This is a genomic window from Nocardia sp. NPDC057272 (genome assembly GCF_042668615.1).
Lineage (GTDB): Bacteria > Actinomycetota > Actinomycetes > Mycobacteriales > Mycobacteriaceae > Nocardia.
Genome location: NZ_JBHUYK010000001.1, coordinates 240,519 through 266,583 on the forward strand (window position 1 = coordinate 240,519; position 26,065 = coordinate 266,583).

Below are 26,065 nucleotides of genomic sequence, written 5' to 3' on the forward strand. Positions count from 1 at the left end.
GCGCTGGGTACCGTCGAAGAGGTGAGCGACAACGAACTCGGGCTGTTCCTGCGGACCCGCCGCGAAGCGGTCTCCCCCGCCGAGGTCGGGCTGCCCGCCGGACAACGCAGGCGCACGCCGGGTCTGCGTCGCGCCGAGGTCGCGATGCTGGCGGGTGTCAGCGTCGAATATCTGATCCGGCTCGAGCAGGGCCGCGACAGCCATCCCTCCGCTCAGGTGTTGTCCGCGCTGGCCGAGACGTTGCGGCTGAGTCCTCGCGAACGCGTTCACCTGCATCAACTCAGCAAAGGCGTGTCCGGTTTCAGTTGTGGCGCTGCCGAGAACGGTCCCAACCGCACGGTGCGTCCGACGATCCTGGCGATCCTCGCCCAGCTGGAACCGGCGCCCGCCGCGATCACCAACCGCTTCACCGAGATCCTGGCCTGCACCGAGGGCTACCGGAAGTTGATGGCGCCCGCGGGACTGTTCGAGCAGGGCGAGCCCGCCAACGTCGCCCGATTCGTGTTCACCCACCCGGGCGCCCGCGCGCTGTACCCGGAGTGGGGATCGGCTGCCGACAAGCTGGTCGCTTCGCTCAAGCAGGGCCCGTTCCGCGCCGATCCGATGGTCGCCGCCCTGGTCGACGAGCTCACCGTGACGGCGGGCAGCGCCTTCACCGATCGCCTCGCGACGCTGCCCGGTCTGCCCCCGTCGGGCGGGATCAACCGCATCGATCACCCCGAGGCGGGCACGCTGCGGCTGGCCTACGAATCGCTGGATCTGTCCATCGACGACGACCAGTCGCTCTACGTCCTGCTCCCGGCCGACGAGGCCAGCGCGAACGCCCTCGACCGGCTGGTCGGACGCCGCCCGGGGGGCCTGCGGTCCATCGCAAGCTGACCGAATAGGCACTGTGTCGGACGGGACCGGTAGCCTAGGACATCGTGCATCCTGACGTTATCGCCGACCTCGCAGAACTCGACACCACGCTCAAGACGGTCGAGTCGGTCCTCGATGTCGAGGAACTACGCCGCCGCATCGATGAACTCGAGCACCAGGCCGCCGATCCCGAGTTGTGGAACAACCAGGAGCACGCCCAGCAGGTGACCAGTGAGCTCTCGCACGCGCAGAGCGAATTGCGCCGTGTCGAGGATCTGCGCCAGCGGCTCGAGGACCTGCCGGTGCTCTACGAACTGGCCGAGGCCGAAGAGGACGCGGCCGCCGCCGAAGCCACCGCCGACGCCGATGCCGAGCGCGCCGCACTGCGCGTGGACGTCGAGGCGATGGAAGTGCGCACCCTGCTCTCGGGCGAATACGACAAGCGTGACGCGCTGGTCAACATCCGTTCCGGCGCCGGCGGCGTCGACGCCGCCGACTGGGCGATGATGCTGATGCGCATGTACATCCGCTGGGCCGAGCGGCACAAGTTCCCCGTCGAGGTCTACGACACCTCTTACGCCGAGGAGGCGGGCCTCAAGAGCGCCACCTTCGCGGTCAAGGCGCCCTACGCCTACGGCACGCTGTCGGTGGAGATGGGCACGCACCGCCTGGTCCGGATCAGCCCGTTCGACAACCAGGGCCGTCGCCAGACCTCCTTCGCCGAGGTCGAGGTCCTGCCGGTGGTGGAGACGACCGACCACATCGAGATCCCCGAGGGCGAGATCCGGGTCGACGTGTACCGCTCGTCGGGCCCCGGCGGCCAGTCGGTCAACACCACCGACTCCGCGGTGCGCCTGACCCACATTCCCACCGGCATCGTCGTGACCTGCCAGAACGAGAAGTCGCAGCTGCAGAACAAGATCTCGGCCATGCGCGTGCTGCAGGCCAAGCTGCTCGAGCGCAAGCGCCAGGAGGAGCGCGCCACGATGGACGCGCTCAAGACCAACGAGGGCGCGTCGTGGGGCAACCAGATGCGTTCCTACGTGCTGCACCCGTACCAGATGGTCAAGGACCTGCGCACCAACCACGAAGTCAACAATCCGACCGCGGTCCTCGACGGCGACATCGACGGCTTCATCGAGTCCGGAATCCGTTGGCGCATGCGCGATCAGGACGACGCGTAGCCAGCTGTTCGCTCACAAACCGTGCGCTTCAGCACGTTTGACCGCACGCCGTGACCGACCTGTAACCTTTCTGGTGTGCGTTCGACCGAACCGAAACTGTGCCTGTGCAGGTCCATGAAGGAGACGCGATGACCGACGTCCTCGCGGCCAGCAGCGGACCCGAGATCAGCGACTGGATGCGTTCCAGTGGGCTGGAAATCGTCCTGCTGATCGTCGGCGCGATGCTGTTCGGCCGGTTCGCCGCGTTCCTGCGCGATCGGGTGACCACCAAGATCGACTCGGGTTTCCAGACCAGTGACGCCCTGGTTCGCACCGAAGCGGCCAAGCACCGTCACGCGCTGGCACAGGTGGTCACGTGGGTGGTGCTGACCATCGTGTACGTGCTGGTCGGCATGGAGGTGTTGCGCAGGCTGGGCTTCGCGGTGACGGGTCTGGTCGCGCCGGCGGCGGTGCTCGGTGCCGCGCTCGGTTTCGGCGCGCAGCGCATCGTCCAGGACATTCTGGCCGGGTTCTTCCTGATCACCGAGCGCCAATACGGCTTCGGTGACGTGGTGCAGATCTCGGTCACCGGCTCCGCCGACCCGGCCGAGGGCACCGTCGAGGACGTGACGCTGCGCATCACCACGCTGCGTAACTCCGACGGCGAGGTGATCATCGTCCCCAACGGGCAGATCGTGAAAGTCACCAATCTGTCCAAGGATTGGGCGCGGGCCGCGATCGACGTCCCGGTGTCGGCGCAGGCCGATATCACCAAGATCAACGAGATCCTGCACGCGGTGTGCACCAAGGCCTACGAGGATCGCCGCCTCAAACCGCTGCTGCTCGACGAGCCGTCGGTGATGGGTGTCGAAGATCTCTCGCTCGACGTGATGAACATCCGGATGGTTGCCCGCACATTGCCAGGCAAACAATTCGAAGTGGGTCGCGAACTGCGCGTACGCGTCGCCGCGGCCCTGCGTAAGGAGGGAATCAGTGAAACCACGTAAGTCCACAGCGATCCTGATGGCGGCGTGGCTGTCGACGTTTGTCGTGTACCTGTTCGTCAAACCCACCGATACCGCCGCCGAGGGCCCGACGACGTTCCTCAACGCCGTACCGACCTGGGTGAATGCCGACCCCCAACCCTGATCGACGCGCCGCGTCCCGCTGAGACGGCTGGTTCGCTGGTTACACTGGCTCCCCGTGATCACCATGCGCAACGTGACCAAGTCGTACGAGACCTCGACGCGACCGGCGCTGGACAACGTTTCCGTCGATGTGGAAAAAGGCGAGTTCGTCTTCATCATCGGCCCGTCCGGTTCGGGCAAGTCGACCTTCATGCGACTCCTGCTCAAGGAAGAGGCGCCGACATCGGGCGAGATCCGGGTCGCGGATTTCCGCGTCGACCGCTTGCCCGGCCGGAAGGTGCCCAAGTTGCGGCAGCGGATCGGCTGCGTGTTCCAGGACTTCCGGCTGTTGCAGCAGAAGACCGTGGAACAGAACGTCGCGTTCGCGCTGGAGGTGATCGGCAAGCGGCGCCAGTTCATCGACCGGACGGTGCCCGAGGTGCTCGACATGGTCGGGCTCGGTGGTAAGGGACAGCGGTTGCCGTCGGAGCTGTCCGGTGGTGAGCAGCAGCGGGTCGCGATCGCGCGCGCGTTCGTCAACCGGCCGCTGGTCCTGCTCGCCGACGAGCCGACCGGCAACCTCGACCCCGACACCAGCGCCGACATCATGGCCCTGCTCGAACGGATCAATCGCGTCGGCACCACGGTGCTGATGGCCACCCACGACAATCACATCGTCGACGCCATGCGAAGGCGGGTGGTGGAACTCGACCACGGCAGACTCGTGCGCGACGAAGCGACCGGCGTCTACGGGGTGGGTCGATAATGCGACTGAGTTTCCTGTTCACCGAGGTCGTCGACGGCCTGCGCCGCAATCTCACGATGACCATCGCGATGATCCTGACCACGGCCGTGTCGCTGATGATGCTCGGCGGCGGCATGCTGTCGGTGCGGATGGCCGACAAGACCGAGAACTTCTTCATCGGCCGCCTCGAGGTGCGCTTCTATCTCGACGACGCGGTCTCCGACACCGATCCCGACTGCGCCGCCGACCCGTGCAAGTCGCTGCTCGCCGACCTCAAGCAGACCTCGGGTGTGGAGAGCGTGCAGTTCCTCAACCGCGCCGACGCGCTGGAAGAGGCGAAGAAGCTGTTCGCGGATCAGCCGGAGATGGTGCAGTACATCTCCGACTCGCCACTGCCTGCCTCGTTGCGGGTGAAGATGACCGACGCCGATCAGTATCAGCACATCTACGACAGTTTCGCGACGCGGCCGGGTGTGCGGATCGTGGCCAACGACAAGGAGTTCGTCGACCGGCTGACCAGCCTGTTCGACGGGCTGCGCAATGCCGCGTTCGGTTTGGCGCTGGTGATGGCGCTGGCCGCGATGCTGCTGGTGCTGAACATGGTGCAGATCGCCGCGTTCACGCGGCGCACGGAAGTCGGCATCATGCGCCTGGTGGGCGCGACCCGCTGGTATACCCAGCTTCCGTTCCTGCTCGAAGCGGTCGCGGCCGCCTTCGTCGGTTCGGTACTCGCGATCCTCGGCCTGGTGATCGCCCGGCCGCTGGTGATCGACCGGGCGCTGGGCCCGCTGTTCGACAGCAATGTCTTCCCGCGCATCACCGGCGACGACATCGCCGTGGTTGCCCTGACGATCGCGCCCGTCGGCATCGTCTTCGCCGCCGTCACCGCCTACCTGACCCTGCGCTACTACGTGCGCGAATAAGGTTTGGGCGCGGCGGGCCCAGCTCGATCGGTCCCGCCGCGTCGACGGCAGACGACACCAAGCGTGCTGGTTACGTCAAGCCCGTCCCGGCGTGGGCGAGGCTGGCGCCGAGTTGAGCGGCGAGTCGGGATCGCTGGCGGTCGAGGTCGGCGATGCGTCGGTCCAGTTCGGCGGTTCTATCGGCCATGATCCGCACCGACATCTCGCAGGCTTGCACCGGTCCCGCGTCCTCGGCGCACGGCATGAGCAGGGCGATGTCATCGGTGTTCAGTCCCGCGGCCAGCAGTTCCCTGATCCGGGCGACCGCCGCTACCGCCGATGCCGGATAACTGCGGTAACCGTTGCTGTCGCGGTGCGGATGCAGCAGACCCTGTTCCTCGTAGTAGCGCAGCAGCCGGGTGGCGACCCCGGTGCGTCGCGCCAATTCGCCGATCAGCATGTGACCACCGGCACCTTCGGCTTGACCTTCACATCCATGTGAATCCCTAACGTCGCCCGTATGACAACCATTCCGCTCCAGACCAGCATCCACGGCGCCGGCCCCGGCATTCTCCTCGCGCACGGCGGGGGTGGCTCGATCGAGAGCAACTTCGGCACCGTGATCCCCGCGCTCGCGGCCGGGCACACCGTGGTCGCCCCCGACTACCCCGGCGACGACACCGCGCTGACGCTCGATGACCTCGCCGATGCCCTGGTAGCGGCCGCCACCGACGCCGGTGTCCCGACCTTCACCATCGTCGGTTTCTCCCTCGGCACCGCGGTGGCCGTGCGCGCTGCCGCACGTCATCCCGACCGTGTCACGGGCCTGCTGCTCACCGCCGGGTTGGCCGCACCCGACAATCGAGCCCGGTTGGCCGTGCAGGCCTGGCGGGACCTCCTCGACCGGGGCGCGCACGAATCCTTTGCCCGCTTGGTTCTGCTCACCGGTTTCTCCACGGATTTCGTCAACAGCCTTCCGGCACCGACAGTCGACGAGATGGTCCGGCAGACGGCCGGCTCGATCCCCGGCGGTACCCGCCAACAGGCGGCCCTGATCGAAACCGTCGACACCACCGCCGATCTCGCCACTGTCTCGGTCCCGACTCTCGTCGTCGCCACCACCGCCGATCTGCTCGTCGATCCGGAGAACTCGCGGGCACTCGCCGCGGGGATACCCGGCGCCGAATACGCGGAAATCGAAGCAGGCCATGTGGTCATGGTCGAGCGTCCCGACGAGTGGCAGAAGCTGCTCACCGATTTCCTCGATCGGCACGGGCTCTAGCACCCGCGAACCACCGATCACCCGAGCGTGCGCAGCTGCGGCCATAGCTGCGACCACGGCCGGATCGGGTTCCGGCAGACGAACATCGGCTCACCCTGTTCGTCGTTGTCGATGCCGAGACCGTTGTCGAGCACACCCGCGGGTTCGACGATCGAACACAGCTCGGTGAGTCGCCGATGGTCGATGCCGACGGTGAGGACCTCTGTCGCGGTGTCGGGCGGAGGTCCCCACCACCAGTAGGCGTTGTGGCCGGAATACGGTGTGGTCAGGTCATATTCAGGTCCGTAGTGCTCGATCGCACCCGCTTCGCCGTAGTTGGCGGTGAGGATGGGGACACCGGGTGGGCGGGCAGCGGCGATCTGTTCGACGTAGCGGGGCCAGGCGATGGTCTCGCCCGCGTCGTAGTTGATCGCGAGGACCGCGGAGTCGCGCAACCACGCGACCGGCAGCACCGGCAGGAACAACACCGCCGACATCACCGCGTTGACCGTGAGCACCGAAGTGACTGCCGCCCAGCGTTTTCGGTCCTCACCCAGCCACCGGAACACACCTACAGCACCCGCCGCGAACAGCACCGGGTACATCCCGCCGAGGTAGTAGGCCTTGCCGCCGGTCACGAGAAATACCACGAACAGCACCGCGTAGGTCAGCGCAAACGCCCGCCACCGCGAATTCCACAACCGCCACAATCCGTACCCCCACAGCGGAACCAGCAGCGGCCCGAACAGCCCGAACTGCAAGAGCACGAACATGATCGGCGTATCCGAGGTACCCGACGAACCACCGGCGATGGCTCTGCTCAGCTCCCACTGCGGCCACCCGTTGCCGGCCTGCCACCACAGATACGGCGACCACACCACCAGCGCAATGCCGACAGCGAACCCGAAGTACCTGGTCGCGAACAACTTTCGTTGTCCAGTCGATGCCAGGGTCGCGGCCAGCACACCGACCGGCACGATCAGCAGTACCTTGTTCTGGAGCCCGATCCCGACGACCGATCCGAGCACCAGCCACCATCGCGGATCCCGCCCGAGCTTCAGCACGAGCAGACAGATCAGCGACCAGGCCGCCAGATCGAACACCGTCGTCCCCAGCAGATGCCCCACGCCCATCATCAGCGCGGAACTCGCGACCGCACCGGCCGCCAGGGCTCGCGCGCCACGCCCACCACCCAACTCCCCCGCCATCAGGCCGGCACACACCACGACGAACGTCGCCGCGGCGATGGCGGGCAATCTCATGACACATAACGAATCGGGATCGACCGCAGCCATGAGTCTGGCCAGAAACGGCGACAACGGCGGCTGATCGGGGTAAGACCAGTCCAGCCGCCGACCCGCGGCCAGGAAGTACAGCTCGTCGCGGTGGTAGCCGTAGCGCCCCGAGGTCACCAGCAGGACGAGCGCGAAAACCGGCGCGATGACGGGCACCCGACCAGCGTGACAGAAACCGGCGATTCGACGACGGGTCAGCACACTTCTTACTCTGGAGTAAGATAGACTTACCGAAGAGTAAGATGGTGGGGTCGAAGGCACCCCGACAGCCGAGGAAATCAGGTGATGATGAGCACTCGAGACAGCGCGACGAAGCGACGTCCGAACGACACGTCCGCGGTCGGCCTCAGCCAGCCCAAACGGGACTGGATGGGCGCCGCGATGCGCGCTTTGACGACCATTACCGGGTCGGAGCTCGCGGGCAAGTACAACCTGCGCAAGCCGATCGAGCGCGTCACCTACGAGGGCACCAAGACCGGGTTCCGTACCCTGGGCGCGGCCACTCGTACGTTCGCCAAGGTCGCGGGCGGCGGTGAGCCCAAGCGTCTGGTCGACAACGAGTCCAAGACCAAGGACTACTTCGATCTCACCCCGTCCGACGAGCAGCAGATGATCGTCGAGACGGTGCGTGATTTCGCGGGCGAGATCCTGCGTCCCGCGGCCTACGACGCCGACAATGCCGCCAAGGCCCCGCGCGACCTGCTCGAGCGCGCCGCCGAACTCGGCATCACCCTGATCAACGTGCCCGAGGAGCTGGAAGGCGCGGCTTCCGAGCGCGGCGCCGTCACCAACTCCCTGGTCGCCGAGGCGCTGGCGCACGGTGACATGGGCCTGGCGCTGCCGATTCTGGCGCCGAGCGGTGTCACCGTCGCCCTGTCGCAGTGGGGCACCGACGCCCAGCAGCAGACCTACCTACCCGCCTTCACCGGCGAGAGTGTGCCGCAGGCGTCCGTGGTGATCAATGAGCCGCGCGCCCTGTTCGACCCGTTCGCGCTGCAGACCAAGGCCGTGCGCTCCCCCAGCGGCTACAAGCTCAACGGCGTGAAGAGCCTGGTCCCGGCCGCGGCCGACGCGGAACTGTTCATCGTGGCCGCCGAGCTCGACGGGCGCCCCGCGCTGTTCATCGTCGAGTCCGACACCGCCGGGCTGTCGGTGGAAGCCGACCCGAGCATGGGCCTGCGCGCCGCGGGCCTGGGCCGGCTGATCCTGGACAACGTGGCCGTCGGCGCCGACGCCGTCCTCGGCGACAGTGACGCCAAGACCCGTGCCGCCGAGTACGGCGACGCGGTGCAGCTCGCCCGGCTGGGCTGGGCCTCGCTGGCCATCGGCACCGGCCAGGCCGTGCTCGACTACGTGATCCCGTACGTGAACGAGCGTGAGGCGTTCGGCGAGCCGATCTCGCACCGCCAGGCGGTGGCATTCATGGTCGCCAACATGGCGATCGAGCTCGACGGCCTGCGCCTGGTCACCCTGCGTGGTGCCTCGCGCGCCGAGCAGGGTCTGTCGTTCGCCCGTGAGGCGGCGCTGGCGCGCAAGCTGGCCACCGACAAGGGCATGCAGATCGGCCTGGACGGCGTGCAGCTGCTCGGCGGCCACGGCTTCACCAAGGAACACCCGGTCGAGCGGTGGTACCGCGACCTTCGTTCCGTCGGTGTCGCCGAAGGCATCGTGCTGGTCTAGGCCCGTTTCTCACCTTCCAGGAGCCCCCTCATGATCAATCTCGAACTCCCCAAGAAGCTGAAGGCGAGCGCCAACCAGGCCCACCAGGTCGCCTCGCAGATCTTCCGTCCCATTTCCCGCAAGTACGACCTCGCCGAGCACGAGTACCCGGTCGAGCTCGACACGATGGCCGCCATGATCGAAGGGCTCGCCGATTCCGGCACCCAGAAGATCGGTGGCGCCGCGGGCGGCCGTAACGACGAGGCCGCCGCGGACCTGACCGCGAATGCCAACGGCGGCAACATGTCCGCGCTGCTCAACGCCCTCGAGACCTCGTGGGGCGATGTCGGCCTGATGCTCACCATCCCCTACCAGGGACTGGGCAACGCCGCGATCGCCGCGGTCGCGACCGACGAGCAGCTCTCGCGTTTCGGCAAGGTGTGGGCCGCGATGGCGATCACCGAGCCGTCCTTCGGTTCCGACTCCGCCGCCGTCACCACCACCGCCACCCTCGACGGCGACGAGTGGGTCCTCAACGGCGAGAAGATCTTCGTCACCTGCGGTGAGCGCGCCACCCACATCGTGGTGTGGGCTTCGGTCGACAAGAGCCTCGGTCGCGCCGCGATCAAGTCCTTCGTCGTCCCGCGCGACGCTCCGGGCCTGTCGGTGGCGCGGCTCGAGCACAAGCTCGGCATCAAGGCCTCCGACACCGCGGTGCTGCTGCTGCAGGACTGCCGCATCCCCGCCGACAACATCCTCGGTTCGCCGGAAGTCAACGTGGAGAAGGGCTTTGCCGGGGTCATGCAGACCTTCGACAACACCCGTCCCCTCGTGGCGGCCATGGCCGTCGGCGTCACCCGCGCCGCGCTCGAGGAACTACGTACCGTCCTCACCGAGGCCGGGGTCGAGATCTCCTACGACACCCCCGCGATGAACCAGTCCGCGGCGGCCGCCGAGTTCCTGCGCATGGAAGCCGACTACGAATCGGCCTACCTGCTCTCCCTGCGCGCCGCCTGGATGGCCGACAACAAGAAGCCGAACTCCCTCGAGGCCTCGATGTCCAAGGCCAAGGCGGGTCGCACCGGCACCGACGTCACCCTCAAGGCAGTGGAGCTGGCCGGCACCATCGGCTACTCCCAGCGCACCCTGCTCGAGAAGTGGGCCCGCGACTCGAAGATCCTCGACATCTTCGAAGGCACCCAGCAGATCCAGCAGCTGATCGTGGCTCGCCGCGTGCTCGGAAAGACCAGCTCCGAACTGAAGTGACCACATAGACAACGAAATCCGGTGTGAGTCGATTGCCGACTTGCACCGGATTTCTTGTTTTCGACGCATTCGGTTGCCCGGCAGTAGATCTCGCTGCGTCGAAAATCTCTTCATGGTGTTTGAACCCCACGGTGCGGGCATTCCCGCAGCTGAAGAGATAGGGAACACCATGAGCATATTTCGCAATGCGAACAGATATCGGCGACGTGATCGGGTCGGGACCGATCGGCGAAGGATGTGGCGCTCCAACCGAAACCGGGGCTGGGGGCGCCGCACCTATGACCGGGCGCCGCGCAGGTCCGCCGGTTCCGGCGGAGTGGAGGCTGCCGCCCGTTTCGGTTTCGTGGCGCGTGGCGTCGCCTACATCGTGCTCGGCATTCTCGCTTTCCTGCTGGCGATCGGATCGGCCGAGCACGAGCCCGACGGCGGCGGAGCACTGGCCGCGATCGCCGCGAAACCGCTGGGCTATCTGTTGCTGTGGATCCTCGTGTTCGGCTTCGCCGCGCTCGTCGTGTGGCGCGTGGTGCAGGTGGCCGGTGCGCGGCGGACCTATTCCGGCGGACACCGCGCCTACGCCGTGATCTCCGGAATCGTTTACGCCCTGGCCTTCTGGAGCACCCTGCGGTTCGTGATGCACGGCCGGGCGCCGACGCCGAGCGATGCGGTCGCCCGCGATCTGACCGGTCGCGTCCTGAGCTGGGAGGGCGGGCAGGTGGTCGTGCTGCTGATCGGTATCGCCGTCCTGGCCTTCGGCATCTGGCAGACGGTGCGCGGTCTGCGCCTGGACTTCGCCGATGACCTCCGGATGGGCTGGATGACACACGGTATGCGGCAGGCCGCGATCTGGCTGGGTCGCGTCGGCTATCTCGCCCGGGGCGCCGTCGTGATCGGGATCGGTTTCGCGGCCATGGTGGCGGCGGTGAACTACGACGCCGCGGCCGCCAAAGGTGTCGACGCGGTCCTGCACGATTTCGCCGGAAACCCCTTCGGCCCCTGGCTACTCATGCTGATCGCGCTCGGCCTCATCGCATTCGGTGCGCTGTCCTTTCTCGAGGCCAAGCATCGCAGGACCTACGGCGGTGTCCCGGTCTGATCCGCGGGCCGGTCGTGCCGGTGTCGTCGGCGTTTGCCGGTTCAGCCCGGATCGACGGTTGCGCGGCGATACGTTGATGGTCGACTTGTCCGCGCCGGCACGAACATCGCTGGACGGCACACGACAGTGATGGGACACGCGTTTTGAAGATCGACACAACGCTGACCGGCGGGCTCGCCACGATGGGCAAGGACGCCGCCGCCGCGGAGGCCGCGGGGTACGCGGGCATCTGGACGTTCGAAGGCGCGCACGACCCGTTTCTGCCGCTGTTGCTCGCCGCCGAGCACACCGAGCGGGTCGAGGTCGGTACCTCGATCGCGGTGGCGTTCGCCCGCAATCCGCTGTTGCTCGCCACCATCGCCTGGGATCTCCAGGCCTTTTCCCGTGGTCGGTTCGTCCTCGGCCTCGGGAGCCAGATCCGCGCGCACATCACCCGGCGCTACTCGATGCCGTGGAGCCGACCGGCCGACCGGATGCGCGACATGGTGCTGGCGGTGCGTGCCATCTGGGCGAGCTGGGAGCAGGGCGGGCGGCTCGATTACCAGGGCGAGTTCTATCAGCACACCCTGATGCCGCCACTGTTTCGCCCCGCGGCCGACGAGGTGGCCGGGTTCGGACCGCCGCCGATCTATCTCGCCGGGGTAGGTCCGGGCATGACCGCGGTGGCGGGCGAGGTCGCCGACGGATTCATGTCGCACCCCTTCTGCACGCCGAGATTTCTGCGCGAGGTGACCCTGCCCGCCCTGGCGCACGGTGCGGCGCGCGCACGGAAACCCGTGGACGACATCGTGATCCACCATTCGGCGATGGTCGCGACCGGCAGATCCGCGAGCGAGCTCGCCGCGGCCAGGCAGGCCGTCCGAAAGCAGCTGGCGTTCTACGGATCGACACCGGCCTACTGGCCGATTCTCCAATTGCACGATCGTGCCGAACTCGGACCCCGCCTGAAAGCAATGTCCAAGAACGGGGAATGGGATCGGATGGCCGACCTCGTCGACGACGATTTCCTCGACGCCGTCGCGATCACAGCCACCGACCCCGCCCGCGCGGCGGCGCAACTGCACGAGCGCTACGACGGAATCGTCGGACGGCTCGGGTTCAACACGCCCTATCGGGTCGACCCAGCGCTGCTGACAGAACTGTTGCGGGAGATGTGATGTCGCGCCGGGTGGGGATCGGTCAGAGCGCCGTCGTGTCGTCGACGTGGAGTCGGCGATCGAGGCGGTGCGGATCGACTTCGAGGAGTGGGCGGTCCCAGTGGGCCAGGTCGGCCGCGGAGGCGTAGGTGGTATCGAGGAAGTGCAGGAGGGTGGCGTCGGGGTCGGGGGAATTGCGGACCACGTCGTACGGGAGGACGAATTCGCCGAGGGTGGTGTCCCACTGGGCGCCGTCGGGACCTGCGGGACGAGCGGAGTATCCATCCGGAGCCGGGTAGGAATAGGCGTAGAAGGTGCCTTCGGTGCCACCGGGCCAGAAGCCCGCGCTCGCGCATTCGCGGGAGTAGGCCTCCTCCATCACCCAGTCGGCGCAGTTGGGGGCGCCGCCGGGGTGCAGGGGCGCGGGGCGGCCGGAGAAGCGGGTGCAGGCCAGGTCGAAGGAACCCCAGAAGAATTGCACCGGACTGGATTTCCCGGCGAACCCGGCACGCCAGAGCTGGAATACCCGCTCGATCTGGACGAGCTGTTGCCAGAACAGGTGGACGGCGTCGGCGTCATAGGAGTGGTGGGTGGTGTCCTCGGCGAAGGGGATGGCCGGGTCGACCTCGTTGGGTGAGGCTTCGATATCGACGACGATGTCCAGCCGGCCGAGCACATGGCCGAGTTCGGCGTAGAAGTCGGCGACCGTGCGCGGGCGCAGGGCGATCGTGGCGCGGCGTCCGTCGCTGCTGCGCAGGACGAGTTCGTGGTCGACGAAGTCGAATTCGATGTCGAGCAGGCGGCCGTCGACGGAAATCGCGCCGGTCGTCATCCCGCGCGCGCTGACCGCGAACGTGACGTTCCACCAGTGGTTCACCAGCGGAGTGCCCGCCATGGTCAGCTTGCCGATGATCTGCGACCACATGTGCAGGGTGTCGCGCGTGTCGGACCAGGAGTCGACGCGTAGGGCAGGCCAGACGGCCTTGGCGGGAGTCGAACGTGCCATCGGATCCTCGCTCTCTCGGTGCGCGACCCCGTGGGCCCGCCCGTTCGCAGCCAGGTGCGCTGGCTGATTGGTCAACCGCTCGGCGTGTCCTGCGACGTTTCATCGTACGTCGGCGCTGGTAGATCGCGCCGCAAGGACGAACCCGACCACCAGAGGGGTTGTGTGGGACTCTGAGTCTCATATAACGTAGGAGTCGCGCCACACCAAAAGGAGACACCGCTGATGCTGTCGACAATCAAGAACACCGCCACCGATCCCGAATACCACGAGATCCTGCGCAACCTGTCCGAAGGTTCGGTCAACCGGCACTTCGACCCCTACGTCGACATCGACTGGGAATCCCCCGAGTTCGCCGTGCACAGCGACGATCCGCGCTGGATCATGCCCGAAGAGGACCCGCTGGGCCGTCACCCCTGGTACAAGGCCCAGCCGATCGAGAAGCAGATCGCCATCGGCATGTGGCGCCAGGCCGGCATCGCCAAGGTGGGCCTGGATTTCGAGCAGCTGCTGATCCGCGGGCTGATGCAGTACCTGGTGTCGGTCCCCAACGGCGACCCGGAATTCCGGTACATCACCCACGAGGCTGCCGAAGAGTGCAACCACACGATGATGTTCCAGGAGATGATCAACCGCATCGGCTACCGCGATGTGATCGGCATGGGCACCATCGATCGAAAGCTGACGATGGCCATCTGGCCCGCGGTGAAGTACTTCCCCGAACTGTTCTTCACGATGATCCTCGGCGGCGAGGAGCCGATCGATCACCTGCAGAAGTCGCTGCTGCGCGCCGGCGTCGATCTGCACCCGATGGTGCAGCGGGTGATGCAGATCCACGTGGCCGAGGAAGCCCGGCACATCTCCTTCGCTCACGAATACCTGCGCCGCAACGTGCCCGGCATGAACCCGATCATGAAATCGGTTCTCTCCGTGGCCTTCCCGATCGCCATGCGGGTGATGCTCGACATGATCATGACCCCGCCCAAGGAATTCGTCGAGAAGTTCGACATTCCGGCGGAGGTCATGCGCGACGCGTACTGGGGCAGCGAGGAATCGCAGACCACGATGCGCAATATCTTCGGCGATGTGCGCGCCCTCGCCACCAACAGCGGCCTGATGAACCCGGTCGCCAAGCTGACCTGGCGCCTGCTCGGCATCGACGGCCCGGTTACCCGCTACCGCAGCGAACCTGCCCGCAAGGTCGCCTGAGCGATCGGTCGGCGCGACTGTACACAGCGATGTACAGTTGACTATGGCCGATTACGACAGTGTGCCGCTGACCGAGTTACGTGGTCAGCTGGGTAGTGTTTTCGACGGGGTGTCCGCGAGCGGACGGCCCGTGATCGTGACGCGGGAGGGGAAAGAATTGGTCGCGGTGGTACCCGCTGAGGTGTTGCGGCACGGGGCACTGCCCCCCGCGTACTTCAACGACGATCTGCGTGAGCAGATCCTGGGCAAGCTCGACGCCAGGATCACCCAGCATTCGGCGGAAGACATCGCCGAGGCGGAAGCCAAACTGAGCAAGCTGATGGGCGCGCTGGACAGTCGCCAGTGAGCGTCGCCGACCACACCGCGCTCACCTCGCTGGCGTTGTCACCGCTGTTCGGGCAGGTGATCATGCGTCAGTTCACCCAGCAGCGCCGAATTCTGGTGGTGCCCACCGTGAGTCTGATGGCCGCGATGCGCGCCGTGGACAACATCGACGAACTCGGTCGCCTGCTCGACAATCGCGTCGCCGTGCGCTGGGCCGAACTCGACGCCCCCACCGCGATCCGCATCGGCACCACCGTGCCGATCGTCGACGACCATCTCGACTGGCCGCTGATCGCGCCCGTGGTGTTCACCGCGCAGAATCTGGACGTGCCGGTCCTCACCGCCAAACCCGAGCTCTATCGGGGCTACAAGGTAGAGATCGCGAACATGCCGTAACCGGCCCTCGAGGTCCTGGACTCGGCTTTCCCCGGGGTAGTGACAGATCCCACATCGGCTGTCGGTACCGTGCACAGGTGGTCGGCGGCTGATAGCCCGGCCGACTCGCACAGCGGACGAATCACCAGGGAAAGCAGTACCAGGAACACTCGAGGAGAGCTGGTTATGCATCATCTGAGTTTCATGCGTCGCTTCACCACCGCGGTAGCCGTCACCTCGGCCGCCGTCGCCATCGTCTTCGCGGGCCCCGCGGTCGCGGAACCGGCGACACAGACTGTCGACGTGGCCGCGGCCGTCTCGCAGCTGCGCACGTCGGTGGCCAACAATCCGGGCGCACTCGCCGCCCTCGACAAGCTCACCGCCGACGGCACGGTCGATGTCGCGTTGCCCGCGCAGCCGTTCCAGATCCCGGCGACCTCCGATATCGGCCAGAACGGTGGCGGGCCAGGGGTGTACGGCTCCGGTATCGCCCTCGATATCGACGGCTTCCGCCTCGGCTTCTTCGGCGGGCCCGGCACCATCTCGCCCAACCAGGGCAACGCCAAGCTCGAGGTCATGTGGCTGAATCTGTCCAGCGGGCAGAGCGGCACCGCGGTCCTGAGCGAACACCAGGACGTGCCGGTCGACACCACCATCCGCACAGCGGCGCTGAACACCGGCGCCGGGCTGGTCGTGGCGGCGGTGTACGGCAACCTGTGGCACCGCTGGCCGGTGCCGGTCGACGAGGCACACCCGGACGGGTTCGCCTACCAGCTCGGCACCATCCAGCAGCCCTCGTTCGGTGCTGTCACGCGCTGACGTTCGTCCACTGCGCACCCCGGGTCCACGCGGTCCGGGGTGCGTTGTCGTTTCGGTGAAGCAGCGCAACAGCTTCGGTGTGGCGTAGGTTGACCGGCGTGGAGGATCTGGTCGACCGACTCGAAGAACTGGAACGCCGCGTTGCCGCGCTGGAGAGCGCGCAACCCGAGCACGCGCAGCTGCCGTGGGCGGTGGCGCGCCTGCGGCAGGAGTTCGCCGATGCCGGGAAACGCACCGGCGGCGTGCTGCTGGCGGGCGCGTTGCAACTGCCCACCGGTGAGCGCTTCGATTGGCAGGCCCAGTACCCCACCGATGCCATCGTCGGTGATGTCTGGACCATCGAGGCGGCCAATTGTCTTGCCGCGCTGGCCGATCCGGTGCGGCTGCGACTACTTCAGGAAATCGTCTACGGACGCAGAACCGCCGCCGATCTCGCCGCCATCGCGGAACTGGGCACCTCACCCGAGATCTACCAGCACCTGCGCCAGCTAGCCGCCGTCGGCTGGTTGCAGACCGCGGGGTTGGGCCGTTTCGAGGTGCCGGAGGGCAGGCTCGTCCCGCTCCTCGCGGTGCTGGCGGCGGCCCAGCGCTGATCTTGTGGAGATGTCCCAATTGCCCGGTTAGACTACTGTGATGCACAGCACATCGACTGCTACGGTGAGCGTCGAGTGATTCAAGCTGCGGAGGTAGTCGAGTGAACCTGTCACATCTGCTCGAAAGCGTGAAGGCGATCGGTGTACTGCGCGCGCGCGGAGTCTCCGATCCCAAGACACCGCTCGAGACCCTGCGGACGATGAAGGAATCCAAGATCTACGGCCCGCAGGCCACCCTCGTGCGCCATTCGGCCCGCGTCGCCCCCGATCAGGTGGCCCTCGTGGACGAGCGCGGTGAGTTGACCTATCGCGAGCTCGATGAGCAATCCACCGCCATCGCCCGCGGGTTACGCGAAGCGGGCATCGGCGAGGGCACGGTCATCGCCGTGCTGGCCCGCGATCACCGCGGGCTGATCATGTCGATGATCGCGGCGGGCAAGCTGGGCGCGCGTATCGCGCTGATGAACACCGGCTTCGCCAAACCGCAGTTCGCGGAGGTCTGCGCACGCGAGAACGTGCGCGCGGTGCTGCACGACAGCGAGTTCCTCGGCCTGCTCGACGCACTGCCCGCCGACCTGCCGCGCTACCTCACCTGGGTCGACGACGGCACAGAACTCCCCGCGGGCGCCACGACATTCGACGACCTCATCGCGAACAACTCCACCGAGGATCTGCCCGCGCCGAGCAAGCCGGGCGGCTTCATCATCCTCACCAGCGGCACCACCGGCCTGCCCAAGGGCGCACCGCGCACCAAGGTCACGCCGATGGCGACCGCGCAGTTCGTCGACCGCGTGCCGTTCCCGAAGCGCGGAACGGCGATGATCGTGTCGCCGATCTTCCACAGCACGGGTCTGGGCACCTGGCTGGTCAACACGATCCTGTCGAACAAGATCGTCATGCGCCGTCGATTCGATGCCGAGGCCACCCTCGCCGCGATCGCCGAGCACAAGGTCGAGATGCTGGTGTGTGTGCCGACGATGCTGCACCGGATGACCGAGCTGCCCGCCGACGTCCGCGCGAAATACGACCTGTCCTCGCTGAAGGTCATCCTGTTCGCCGGCTCCGCGCTCACCCCGGAGCTGTGCATCAAGGCCACCGAGGCCTTCGGACCGGTGCTCTACAACCTCTACGGGTCGACCGAGGTCGCCATCGCGACCATCGCGAACCCGGCCGAGCTGGCCGAAGCGCCGGGCACGGTCGGCCGTTCGCCGATCACCTGCGAGGTCCGCCTCTACGACGACCAGGATCAGCGGGTCGAGACGCCGGGCGCGCGTGGCCGGATCTTCGTGCGCAGTGGCGCGCCGTTCGAGGGCTACACCGACGGCAGGCACAAGCAGATCATCGACGGCTTCATGTCCAGCGGCGACATGGGCCATTTCACCGACACCGGGCTGCTCATGGTCGACGGCCGCGATGACGACATGATCGTCTCCGGCGGCGAGAACGTGTACCCGCAGGAAGTCGAGAACCTGCTGGTCGAGCGGCCCGAGATCTTCGACGTGGCGGTGATCGGCGTCGACGATCCGGAGTTCGGCAAACGCCTGCGCGCCTTCGTCGTTCTCGAAGAAGGTCACACCCTCGACGCCGCCGAACTCCAGGCGCACGTCAAGGCGAATCTGGCCAGGTTCAAGGTGCCGCGCGAGGTGATCTTCCTCGACGAACTGCCCCGCAACGCCACCGGCAAGATCGTGCGCCGCACCCTCATCGACTATGAGGTCTCACAGGGATAGGCGCTGGCTACTACGGAGTAGACAGCGCGGCCGGATCGCTTGCTAGTGTTAGCGACAGCACTGGATCTCGAAGACGCGGTCCGGCCTGCGGTTCTGCGTGGGCTCGGTCTGCCGGAAGGCTGTTCGATGTCTCTGTCTCTGCCCGCGCTAGGTACTACCGCCCGACGTGCCGGTGACTTCGCGCTCGGCGTCAAGGTCATGGTCGATCGCAAGCTGTTCAATCCGCTGCGCCTCGACCACGCTGCCCGTTCGTTCCGCAATGTCTCGAAGTTCGGCCCGTTCGCCGGCGTCGTCATGCACGCCGCGCAGAGCAGGCCGCAGGCGGGCGCGATCGTCGACGAACTGGGTGAGATCACCTTCGGCGAACTCGACGCGCAGTCCAACGCCTTCGCCCGCGGCCTGCGCGCGAGCGGGATCAGCGAGGGCGACGTGATCGCCGTGCTGGCCCGCGACCATCGCGGCATGGTGTTGAGCCTGCTGGCGGCGGGCAAGCTCGGTGTGCGCGCGGTGCTGATGAACACCGGGTTCGCCAAGCCGCAGTTCGCCGATGTCGCCGCGCGCGAGAAGGTCAAGGCGGTGCTGCACGACAGCGAGTTCCTCGACCTGATGAGCGCCATCCCCACCGACATCCCGCGGGTACTCACCTGGGTCGACGAAGCGCACGGCGCCGACCCGTCGATCCCGACTGTGGCATCGCTGTCGGCGGATCGTTCGACCGCCGCGATCACCGCACCGAGCAAGCCCGGCGGCATGGTGATCCTGACCAGCGGCACCACCGGCACCCCCAAGGGCGCACCGCGCGACAAGGTGAGCCCGTTCGCGTCGGCGCAGTTCGTGGATCGGGTGCCGCTGCCCAACAACGGCACCATGATCATGGCGGCGCCGATCTTCCACGGCACCGGCCTGTCGCAGTTCACCCTCGGGCTCGCCCTGGGAAACCGGGTCATCTTCCAGCAGCGCCGGTTCGACCCGGAGCAGACGCTCGCCGATGTGGTGAAGTACAAGGCGGATTCGCTGGTGGTGGTGCCGACGATGCTCCAGCGCATCCTCGATCTGGACGAGCAGGTGCTGGCGAAGTACGACCCGTCGACGATGAAGGTCATCTTCGCCGCGGGCTCGGCGATCGCCCCCGACGTGGTGACCCGCACCCTCGACTACTTCGGTGATTCGCTCTACAACCTCTACGGCTCCACCGAATGCGCGGTGATGACCGTGGCCACCCCGGAGGATCTGCGCAAGGCGCCGACCACGGCGGGCAGGGCGCCCGTCGGCATCCGGATCGTGCTGCTCGACGAGAACCGCAAGCCGATCACCGCCCCGAATGTCACCGGAACGATCTTCGTGGACAACGGGTTCGCGTTCACCGGGTACACCGACGGCCGGACCAAGGAAATGGTCGACGGCATGATGTCGAGCGGTGACGTCGGCCATTTCGATGCCGACGGTCTGCTCTACATCGACGGCCGCGACGACGACATGATCGTCTCCGGCGGCGAGAACGTCTTCCCGCTGGAAGTGGAGAACCTCATCGCGGGCCGCGCCGATGTGTTCGAGGCCGCGGTGGTCGGCGTCGACGACCACGACTACGGCAAACGACTGCGCGCGATCGTGGTGCCCGGCCCGGAGTCCAAGCGCGACGCCAAGGAGATCAAGGAATACGTCCGCGAGAACCTGGCCCGCTACAAGGTGCCGCGCGAGGTGATCTTCGTCGACGAGCTGCCGCGCAACGCGACCGGCAAATTGCTGCGCAAGCCGCTGATCGAGATGCCGGTCGAGACGGACTGAGAACGGCGGGACGTAGCCCGCTCTATTGCCGCCGAGCGGGCCTCGTCGGTCGACTATCATCAGCGCGTGATCATCGGGTTCGAGCAGGCGTCCGCGCCGTCGCGTGCTGTCGGCGCGCGGCTGCGTGGTGCCTGCGCGGGCTCGATGTCGGGCGCGCTGTCGTTGGCCGCGCACGGGCTGGCCGCCGGTGGGGCGCTGCCGGGCAGCACCGCGATCGTGTTGCTGGCCGCGGCCTCGGCGGTTGTCGGCGCACTGGTCGCCGGGATCGGACCACTGCGTCACGGTGCGCTGGGTTTGGCGGCGGTGCTGCTGGGTGGTCAGCTGGTCGGCCACACCACGATGAGCTGGTCGGGGCACTCGCACTCGGCTGACGATTCGCTCGGACTCGGCATGCTCACCGCCCACACCGTCGCCGCGCTGCTCGCGGCCGCCGTCATCGTGGGCGCCGAGGCCGCCTATCGGGTCGGCGGCGCTGTGCTGGCGCGCATCCTGCCGCTGCGCTACCGCACTCCCCGCATCCCCGACCCGGCGCCGTTGCGCCTTGCCCACCGCGACCGCGTCATCCTGCGGATCTTCGCCACGTCGTCGCTGCGCACCCGCGCTCCCCCGCTCGCTGTTCCTTTCTGAACCTTTCCCTCACCCGGTGCACGGACTCGTCGTGCGCTGTCTCCGTGTCGAACACGCGCCTCGTTGTCGCCTCCGCACGCTGACGTCACCCGTTGTCTCGACGTGAGCGTGGCGCTCGACGTGCGCCGCCGGTCGGCCGTGTTCGTCCGGCTCCGCTCAGACGAAGTCCGCGCCAACGATCGGCAGGCTCCACGCCGCACCAGGTCGACAGCCTTCGCGTGCCGTCGTCGATGCGGGTGCCGAGCCGGACCTGTCCGCGCGCACCGGGTTCCAGTACTCCAGAAATGAATCAGCATGAGCATCACGGACACTCGTCCGGCCGAGAAGAACTCCCCCTCGGCACCACCGATCCCCGGTGACAGTCCCCGTTCCGGCGCACGCCGGGGCTTACGTCTGTCTCCGCTGGCCCTGCGCCTGCACTTCTACGCGGGGTTCTTCGTCGCCCCGTTCATCCTGATCGCCGCGCTCACCGGCGCGCTGTACGCGATCGCGCCGACGATCGAAGGGTTCGTCTCGCGCGATCTGTTGCAGGTCGACACCACCGGGCCCGACCAGGCCCTGTCCGCCCAGGTCGGCGCGGCAGTCGCGGCGCGCCCCGACCTCACCCTGGTCGCGGTCGCCCCCGCCCCGAACGAGGGCGACACCACGCGCGTCCTGTTCAACGATCCGGCGCTCGGCGATTCCGAGCGGCTGTCGGTGTTCGTCGACCCGCACACCGCCCAGCCGGTCGGCGAGTCCGTGGTCTACGGAAGTGGTGGCGCACTGCCGCTGCGCACCTGGCTCAGCGAGTTCCATCGCAGCCTGCACCTGGGCGAACCCGGCAGGCTCTACAGCGAACTGGCCGCGTCGTGGCTGTGGGTGATCGCGCTGTTCGGGCTGGTGCTGTGGGTGCACCGGGTGCGCAAGCGGCGCGACCGCAGGTCGGCGCAGTGGCTGCTCAAGCCGGATCTGTCCCAGACCAGGCGTCGAAAGATGAACTGGCACGGCGCGATCGGCGTCTGGATCCTGCCCGTGGTGCTGCTGCTCTCGGCCACCGGCATGACGTGGTCGACCTATGCCGGTGAGAACGTCACGAAGCTGCGCGAAGAACTCAGCTGGACCACCCCCGCGGTGAGTGTGAAGCTGCCGGGCACCGCCGGTCCCGCCCAGTCCTCGGGCGGCGACCACCACAGCGGTGGGCAGACCGTCCCAGCCCCGGTCGACTCCTCGGCGCGGATCGCGCAACTCGATCGCGTACACGAGGTCGCTCGTGCCGAGGGCATCACCCAGGGCGCCGAAATCGCCATCCCGGCGACACCGGAGACGGCGTTCGGCATCAAGGAACTGCGCCTGCCCGGCACCTACACCGTCGACTCGCTCGCCGTCGACGGCGCGACCGGCACGGTCACCGACCGGCTGGCGTTCGCCGACTGGCCGCTGATGGCCAAGCTCACCAACTGGGGCATCGCCTTCCACATGGGTCTGCTGTTCGGCCTGGTCAACCAGCTGCTGCTGCTCGCGATCATGATCGGCCTCGTCACCGTGATCGTGCTCGGTTACCGCATGTGGTGGCAGCGTCGACCCACCCGCAGGGCCGCTCTGCCCGTCCCGCCACGGCGTGGGGTGCTGCGCCGCACGTCGCCGTGGATCACCGTTCCGCTGGTCGGTGCGGCGGTCGCTATCGGCTGGTTCCTCCCGCTCATCGGCGTGAGCCTGATCGTTTTCCTGCTCATCGATGTCGCCTTGGGCCTGGCCGCTCGCGCGGACAAGGTGTAACGCATGGCTAACTATCGAGGAAACATCCCATGTAACCCATGACCCCCGATGATCGGAGCTTCCCCATGAGAACCTCAGCTCGCGCAGTAGCGATGTGCTTGGCCGCTCCGGCCATCGCGGTCGCCTTGACCGGTGTCGCCGCGGGGACAGCCGCCGCTGATCCCGGCTGCCAGGGGTCGATGAACGGCCCGTGGGCGTTCAATGGTGGTTGTTACGGCGGTGAGGGCACCTACCGGCTCGAGGTCGACTGCATCGGTTACAACATCGCGCCCTTCGCCGTCGGGCCGTACACGATCCGCCAGGACCTGCCGGTCGGCCAGGCGGGCACCGTGGCGTGCTTCGGTCCGAACTGGTCCAGCGCGGGGTGGGCCGTCGGCTCGCGGATCTTCCGGCTCTGACACCAGCATCGCGACGCCGAACCGGACACGATCGGTGGATGGTTCGGATCCGCGGTGAAAGGATCAGCGGATGACGCTGTCTCGCCGACAACTCCTGCACGGCGGCATCGGCGGTTCGATCGCCGCTCTCGTGGGGGTCTCCGCGGTGAGCAGTGCGCGGTTCGCCGCGCCACGGTGGCTCGGCGAACCGTTCTCGCTCGGGGTCGCTTCCGGCGAACCGACCCCGGACGGAGTGGTGCTGTGGACGCGACTCGCCCCCGATCCGCTCGCCCCCGACGGGTACGGCGGGATGACGGTCGCCCCGGTGACCGTCGACTACGAGGTCGCCGAGGACGAACGATTCACGAAAGTCGTGGTCAGTGGCTCGGCGGTGGCGACCCGCGAGCTCGGGCACAGTGTGCATCCCGAGGTCGCCGGGCTGGCGCCGGATCGGTGGTACTACTACCGGTTCCGGGCCGGTTCGGCGATCTCGCCGGTCGGGCGCACCCGCACCGCGCCCGCGCTCGACAGCCCGACCGCGCGGCTCCGGTTCGCCTTCGCGTCGTGCCAGTCGTGGAGTTCGGGTTACTACACCGCCTATGAACATCTCAGCGCCGAAGATCTCGACCTCGTCGTGCATCTCGGCGACTACATCTACGAATCCTCCTGGGTGCTGGCCCGCCGCGGCGCGCACCTGCCGCCGCAACTCGCCGGCGAGGCAGTGGATCTGGCGGGCTACCGACTGCGCTATGCCCAGGCCAAAGGCGAAGCGCCGCTCCAGGCCGCGCACGCGGCGTTCCCCTGGCTGGTCACCCTCGACGATCACGAGCTCGACAACAACTGGGCCGGTGACAGTCCCGGCCTCGGCTTCGACGTGTACCGCCTCGCGCCGCTGTTCCGCCGCCGTAAGGCCGCTGCGTTCCAGGCCATGTACGAGCACCAGCCGATGCGCCTGGCGCAGCTGCCCGCCGGCCCGTCGATACACCTGCACCGCCGCTACCGATTCGGCGATCTGGCCGAATTCACCATGATCGACACCAGGCAGTACCGCACCCCGCAGGCCTGCGGTGACGGCTCGGCGGTCATCGGATGTGCCGACCGCTTCGCCACCGACCGCACCATTCTCGGTGCGGCCCAACGTGACTGGCTCGTCGACGGCTTCGCCACCTCGCCCGCCCGCTGGCAGGTACTCGGCAATCAGGTCGCCATGGCCCAGTCCGACTACGACCCCGGCCCCGACCTGCTGCTCGGCACGGACGCCTGGGACGGCTATGTCGCAGACCGCAATACGGTGCTGGCCGCGGCCACCGACCACGCGGTCGACAACCTGGTCGTGATCACCGGCGACCGCCACGAGAACTACGTCGCCGACCTACGCCGCGACTACGCTGATCCCGAATCACCCGTCGTGGCAACAGAATTCACCGGAACGTCGATCAGTACCGGCAGCGACGGCGCGGACCTCACCGACGCGGGCCGTACTCTGCTGGCTGCCAACCCGGACCTGAAGTTCTACAACCGGCAACGCGGCTATGTCCGCGTCGACCTCGACCATCGCCAGTGGCGCAACGACTTCCGCGTGGTTTCCTATGTGAGCCGTCCGGGTGCCCCGATCAGCACGCGGGCGAGTTTCGTCGTCGAGGACGGAATCCCCGGCGCCATCGAAGTCTGAGCCCTGCGTTTCCGGCTGTGGGGCACTGCGCGTCAGGTCAGCGTGAGCACGACTTTCCCCTCGGTGGCGCCGCCACGCAGGCGTTCCAAGGCCGCGGCCGCATCTGCGAAGGGGTGCACGCTGTCGATGACAGCCGCGATCCGGCCGTCGGCGACGGCGGGCAAGACGACCGGTGTCAGGGCGGCGAGCCGCTCGCCGATCACCTCCGGCGGGGTGAAACCGTAGGACACCGATTGCAGGCGGACCCGACGGCGCGCCAAACCGAACAGGTCGATGGTGGCTTCGGCGCCGCCGAGCCTGCCCACACTGACCACGACACCACCCGGTGCCGTCGACCCGATCGCGATGTCGACCATCGCGCCACCGATATGGTCGAGCACGACATCGACCCCGGCACCGTGGGTGGCTTCGAGTACCTCATCGGCCAGGTCGGCGCCGTCTACACACAGCGCGAGGTCGGCGCCCGCCCGCTGGAGCAGCGCGCGTTTACCCGGCGTCCGAGTCGTGGCCAGTACCCGTGCGGCGCCGAGTACGCGGGCGACCTGGATGCCGATCAGTCCCAGCGCCGATGAGCCCGCCGTGACCAACACGGTCTGCCCGGGTGCCGCACCGGCGACAGTGAGCGCGCCGTGCTCGGTGAACAGCGCCACCGGGAGGGCGGCGGCGGCCGTCGGCGACAAGTGCGCGGGCACCGGCACCACGTGACGGCTGTCCACCACGACGAATTCGGCGAAGGCGGCGGGCGCTGTCCCCATCACCCGCTGTCCGCGCAGGGAGTCGTCACCGCCGACCACCTCACCGCTGAACTCGTACCCGGCGACCCGCTCGACACCGTCGGAGCTCGCGTCGGCACCGGCATCGGCGTTGTTCAACGACACCGCCGCGACCCGGACCAGCAGCTGACCCGGCTCCGGCACGGGAACCGGCACCGTGCCGACCCGCAGCGATCCGGCACCGGTCAGCAACGCGCGCATCGTGTTCGCCATGGTCTCGACGCTACCGCGCCCCGCACACCGACCCGGGCGCACACGCGTCACTGATCCGGGGTGAATTCCTCCATCGTCATCGTCGCGACCTCGGGGACCTGGACCGGGCGCAGCAGCGCCCAGCCGATGAACACGACGGCGAACCCGATCATGCCGAGCCCCGCCCAGAGATTCACATCGATCCCGCCGGTCTTGACCTCCTGGGCCGCACTGTCCTGCACCAGCGAGGTGATCACCAGGATGACGCCGTAGCTGCCGAGCAGTGCACCGACAATGGTGCGGATATCGAAAAGCATGGTGCTGAC

At 67.5% G+C, this 26,065-nt stretch carries 27 protein-coding genes; 22 read left to right on the forward strand and 5 right to left on the reverse strand.

What is annotated here, in order from left to right:
- Nucleotides 1-21 precede the first annotated feature (21 nt).
- The 6 genes from ACFULV_RS01075 (at nucleotide 22) to ftsX (ending at nucleotide 4,816) form a co-directional block, all read left to right on the forward strand.
- Entirely contained in the window at nucleotides 22-879 is an 858-nt protein-coding gene (locus ACFULV_RS01075; protein ID WP_378651813.1) for a helix-turn-helix transcriptional regulator, read from the forward strand.
- Between the two features lie 44 nt (nucleotides 880-923).
- The gene (gene prfB, locus ACFULV_RS01080; protein WP_056812604.1) at nucleotides 924-2,042 is read left to right on the forward strand and encodes a peptide chain release factor 2; all 1,119 of its coding nucleotides are present in this window, start codon (nucleotides 924-926) and stop codon (nucleotides 2,040-2,042) included.
- Between the two features lie 128 nt (nucleotides 2,043-2,170).
- On the forward strand, nucleotides 2,171-3,028 hold the full coding sequence (locus ACFULV_RS01085) for a mechanosensitive ion channel family protein (RefSeq protein WP_378632949.1): 858 nt from the start codon (nucleotides 2,171-2,173) through the stop codon (nucleotides 3,026-3,028).
- Nucleotides 3,015-3,170, forward strand: coding sequence for a hypothetical protein (locus ACFULV_RS01090; protein ID WP_378632946.1), 156 nt, complete (start codon nucleotides 3,015-3,017; stop codon nucleotides 3,168-3,170). Before ACFULV_RS01085 ends, ACFULV_RS01090 begins: the two co-directional genes overlap by 14 nt.
- A gap of 54 nt (nucleotides 3,171-3,224) precedes the next feature.
- Nucleotides 3,225-3,914, forward strand: coding sequence for a cell division ATP-binding protein FtsE (gene ftsE, locus ACFULV_RS01095; protein WP_378632943.1), 690 nt, complete (start codon nucleotides 3,225-3,227; stop codon nucleotides 3,912-3,914).
- Nucleotides 3,914-4,816, forward strand: a complete 903-nt coding sequence (gene ftsX / locus ACFULV_RS01100; RefSeq protein WP_378632940.1) for a permease-like cell division protein FtsX — start codon at nucleotides 3,914-3,916, stop codon at nucleotides 4,814-4,816. The genes ftsE and ftsX overlap by 1 nt, the downstream gene beginning before the upstream one ends.
- Nucleotides 4,817-4,886: 70 nt before the next feature.
- Here the strand turns inward: ftsX and ACFULV_RS01105 are convergent, their stop codons facing one another.
- Nucleotides 4,887-5,255 carry a MerR family transcriptional regulator gene (locus ACFULV_RS01105; RefSeq protein WP_378632937.1) on the reverse strand — a complete coding sequence of 123 codons (369 nt, stop codon included), beginning with the start codon at nucleotides 5,253-5,255 and terminating at the stop codon, nucleotides 4,887-4,889.
- A gap of 60 nt (nucleotides 5,256-5,315) precedes the next feature.
- On the opposite strand from ACFULV_RS01105, the gene ACFULV_RS01110 reads away from it, so the two are divergent.
- Nucleotides 5,316-6,077: an alpha/beta fold hydrolase gene (locus tag ACFULV_RS01110; protein ID WP_378651816.1), complete on the forward strand. Its 762-nt coding sequence runs from the start codon at nucleotides 5,316-5,318 to the stop codon at nucleotides 6,075-6,077.
- 17 nt (nucleotides 6,078-6,094) lie between these two features.
- On the opposite strand, the gene ACFULV_RS01115 is transcribed toward ACFULV_RS01110, so the two are convergent.
- On the reverse strand, nucleotides 6,095-7,507 hold the full coding sequence (locus ACFULV_RS01115; RefSeq protein ID WP_378651819.1) for a glycosyltransferase family 39 protein: 1,413 nt from the start codon (nucleotides 7,505-7,507) through the stop codon (nucleotides 6,095-6,097).
- Between the two features lie 126 nt (nucleotides 7,508-7,633).
- Between ACFULV_RS01115 and ACFULV_RS01120 the strand changes: the two genes are divergently transcribed.
- The 4 genes from ACFULV_RS01120 to ACFULV_RS01135 all read left to right on the forward strand — a co-directional run bounded on the left by ACFULV_RS01120 (nucleotide 7,634) and on the right by ACFULV_RS01135 (nucleotide 12,526).
- A complete protein-coding gene (locus ACFULV_RS01120) occupies nucleotides 7,634-9,031 on the forward strand; it encodes an acyl-CoA dehydrogenase family protein (RefSeq protein WP_378651822.1) in 1,398 nt (465 codons plus the stop codon).
- Between the two features lie 30 nt (nucleotides 9,032-9,061).
- Nucleotides 9,062-10,276 (forward strand): acyl-CoA dehydrogenase family protein, encoded by a 1,215-nt coding sequence (locus tag ACFULV_RS01125; RefSeq protein WP_378651825.1) that lies wholly within the window; start codon nucleotides 9,062-9,064, stop codon nucleotides 10,274-10,276.
- 316 nt (nucleotides 10,277-10,592) lie between these two features.
- Nucleotides 10,593-11,369, forward strand: coding sequence for a DUF1206 domain-containing protein (locus tag ACFULV_RS01130; RefSeq protein ID WP_378632925.1), 777 nt, complete (start codon nucleotides 10,593-10,595; stop codon nucleotides 11,367-11,369).
- A gap of 143 nt (nucleotides 11,370-11,512) precedes the next feature.
- Nucleotides 11,513-12,526, forward strand: coding sequence for a TIGR03617 family F420-dependent LLM class oxidoreductase (locus ACFULV_RS01135; protein WP_378651828.1), 1,014 nt, complete (start codon nucleotides 11,513-11,515; stop codon nucleotides 12,524-12,526).
- Nucleotides 12,527-12,548: 22 nt separating this feature from the next.
- On the opposite strand, the gene ACFULV_RS01140 is transcribed toward ACFULV_RS01135, so the two are convergent.
- Entirely contained in the window at nucleotides 12,549-13,511 is a 963-nt protein-coding gene (locus ACFULV_RS01140; protein WP_378632920.1) for a DUF5996 family protein, read from the reverse strand.
- Nucleotides 13,512-13,733: 222 nt separating this feature from the next.
- Between ACFULV_RS01140 and ACFULV_RS01145 the strand changes: the two genes are divergently transcribed.
- The 11 genes from ACFULV_RS01145 to ACFULV_RS01195 all read left to right on the forward strand — a co-directional run bounded on the left by ACFULV_RS01145 (nucleotide 13,734) and on the right by ACFULV_RS01195 (nucleotide 24,774).
- Nucleotides 13,734-14,717: a diiron oxygenase gene (locus tag ACFULV_RS01145; protein ID WP_378651831.1), complete on the forward strand. Its 984-nt coding sequence runs from the start codon at nucleotides 13,734-13,736 to the stop codon at nucleotides 14,715-14,717.
- Between the two features lie 43 nt (nucleotides 14,718-14,760).
- A complete protein-coding gene (locus ACFULV_RS01150; RefSeq protein ID WP_266292300.1) occupies nucleotides 14,761-15,063 on the forward strand; it encodes a type II toxin-antitoxin system prevent-host-death family antitoxin in 303 nt (100 codons plus the stop codon).
- Nucleotides 15,060-15,437 (forward strand): hypothetical protein, encoded by a 378-nt coding sequence (locus ACFULV_RS01155; protein ID WP_378651833.1) that lies wholly within the window; start codon nucleotides 15,060-15,062, stop codon nucleotides 15,435-15,437. The genes ACFULV_RS01150 and ACFULV_RS01155 overlap by 4 nt, the downstream gene beginning before the upstream one ends.
- A 165-nt stretch (nucleotides 15,438-15,602) precedes the next feature.
- A complete protein-coding gene (locus ACFULV_RS01160) occupies nucleotides 15,603-16,235 on the forward strand; it encodes a hypothetical protein (RefSeq protein WP_378651836.1) in 633 nt (210 codons plus the stop codon).
- A 98-nt stretch (nucleotides 16,236-16,333) separates the two neighbouring features.
- Nucleotides 16,334-16,828, forward strand: coding sequence for a helix-turn-helix transcriptional regulator (locus ACFULV_RS01165; protein WP_101468527.1), 495 nt, complete (start codon nucleotides 16,334-16,336; stop codon nucleotides 16,826-16,828).
- 101 nt (nucleotides 16,829-16,929) lie between these two features.
- Entirely contained in the window at nucleotides 16,930-18,558 is a 1,629-nt protein-coding gene (locus tag ACFULV_RS01170; RefSeq protein ID WP_378651838.1) for an acyl-CoA synthetase, read from the forward strand.
- 126 nt (nucleotides 18,559-18,684) lie between these two features.
- The gene (locus ACFULV_RS01175; RefSeq protein ID WP_378651840.1) at nucleotides 18,685-20,343 is read left to right on the forward strand and encodes an acyl-CoA synthetase; all 1,659 of its coding nucleotides are present in this window, start codon (nucleotides 18,685-18,687) and stop codon (nucleotides 20,341-20,343) included.
- 66 nt (nucleotides 20,344-20,409) lie between these two features.
- Entirely contained in the window at nucleotides 20,410-20,970 is a 561-nt protein-coding gene (locus ACFULV_RS01180) for a hypothetical protein (protein ID WP_378651843.1), read from the forward strand.
- 294 nt (nucleotides 20,971-21,264) lie between these two features.
- Nucleotides 21,265-22,725: a PepSY-associated TM helix domain-containing protein gene (locus ACFULV_RS01185; protein ID WP_378651845.1), complete on the forward strand. Its 1,461-nt coding sequence runs from the start codon at nucleotides 21,265-21,267 to the stop codon at nucleotides 22,723-22,725.
- 65 nt (nucleotides 22,726-22,790) lie between these two features.
- Nucleotides 22,791-23,123: a hypothetical protein gene (locus ACFULV_RS01190; protein WP_378632903.1), complete on the forward strand. Its 333-nt coding sequence runs from the start codon at nucleotides 22,791-22,793 to the stop codon at nucleotides 23,121-23,123.
- Nucleotides 23,124-23,193: 70 nt separating this feature from the next.
- Complete coding sequence (locus tag ACFULV_RS01195; RefSeq protein WP_378651848.1) at nucleotides 23,194-24,774, forward strand: alkaline phosphatase D family protein; 1,581 nt, start codon at nucleotides 23,194-23,196, stop codon at nucleotides 24,772-24,774.
- Between the two features lie 32 nt (nucleotides 24,775-24,806).
- Here ACFULV_RS01195 and ACFULV_RS01200 read toward each other — a convergent pair whose 3' ends face one another.
- Together ACFULV_RS01200 and ACFULV_RS01205 are read right to left on the reverse strand one after the other, a co-directional pair.
- The gene (locus tag ACFULV_RS01200) at nucleotides 24,807-25,760 is read right to left on the reverse strand and encodes a zinc-binding alcohol dehydrogenase family protein (RefSeq protein ID WP_378651850.1); all 954 of its coding nucleotides are present in this window, start codon (nucleotides 25,758-25,760) and stop codon (nucleotides 24,807-24,809) included.
- A 47-nt stretch (nucleotides 25,761-25,807) separates the two neighbouring features.
- Entirely contained in the window at nucleotides 25,808-26,056 is a 249-nt protein-coding gene (locus ACFULV_RS01205; protein ID WP_378651853.1) for a hypothetical protein, read from the reverse strand.
- Between the last annotated feature and the right edge of the window lie 9 nt (nucleotides 26,057-26,065).

Excerpts from the sequence above, each read along its gene's own strand:
- ACFULV_RS01085 (WP_378632949.1), top strand. The coding sequence starts at position 2,171 with ATGACCGACGTCCTCGCGGCCAGCAGCGGACCCGAGATCAGCGACTGG.
- ftsX (WP_378632940.1), top strand. The coding sequence starts at position 3,914 with ATGCGACTGAGTTTCCTGTTCACCGAGGTCGTCGACGGCCTGCGCCGC.
- ACFULV_RS01105 (WP_378632937.1), bottom strand. The coding sequence starts at position 5,255 with ATGCTGATCGGCGAATTGGCGCGACGCACCGGGGTCGCCACCCGGCTG.
- ACFULV_RS01110 (WP_378651816.1), top strand. The coding sequence starts at position 5,316 with ATGACAACCATTCCGCTCCAGACCAGCATCCACGGCGCCGGCCCCGGC.
- ACFULV_RS01125 (WP_378651825.1), top strand. The coding sequence starts at position 9,062 with ATGATCAATCTCGAACTCCCCAAGAAGCTGAAGGCGAGCGCCAACCAG.
- ACFULV_RS01140 (WP_378632920.1), bottom strand. The coding sequence starts at position 13,511 with ATGGCACGTTCGACTCCCGCCAAGGCCGTCTGGCCTGCCCTACGCGTC.
- ACFULV_RS01145 (WP_378651831.1), top strand. The coding sequence starts at position 13,734 with ATGCTGTCGACAATCAAGAACACCGCCACCGATCCCGAATACCACGAG.
- ACFULV_RS01150 (WP_266292300.1), top strand. The coding sequence starts at position 14,761 with ATGGCCGATTACGACAGTGTGCCGCTGACCGAGTTACGTGGTCAGCTG.
- ACFULV_RS01160 (WP_378651836.1), top strand. The coding sequence starts at position 15,603 with ATGCATCATCTGAGTTTCATGCGTCGCTTCACCACCGCGGTAGCCGTC.
- ACFULV_RS01175 (WP_378651840.1), top strand. The coding sequence starts at position 18,685 with ATGTCTCTGTCTCTGCCCGCGCTAGGTACTACCGCCCGACGTGCCGGT.
- ACFULV_RS01185 (WP_378651845.1), top strand. The coding sequence starts at position 21,265 with ATGAGCATCACGGACACTCGTCCGGCCGAGAAGAACTCCCCCTCGGCA.
- ACFULV_RS01190 (WP_378632903.1), top strand. The coding sequence starts at position 22,791 with ATGAGAACCTCAGCTCGCGCAGTAGCGATGTGCTTGGCCGCTCCGGCC.
- ACFULV_RS01195 (WP_378651848.1), top strand. The coding sequence starts at position 23,194 with ATGACGCTGTCTCGCCGACAACTCCTGCACGGCGGCATCGGCGGTTCG.
- ACFULV_RS01200 (WP_378651850.1), bottom strand. The coding sequence starts at position 25,760 with ATGGCGAACACGATGCGCGCGTTGCTGACCGGTGCCGGATCGCTGCGG.
- ACFULV_RS01205 (WP_378651853.1), bottom strand. The coding sequence starts at position 26,056 with ATGCTTTTCGATATCCGCACCATTGTCGGTGCACTGCTCGGCAGCTAC.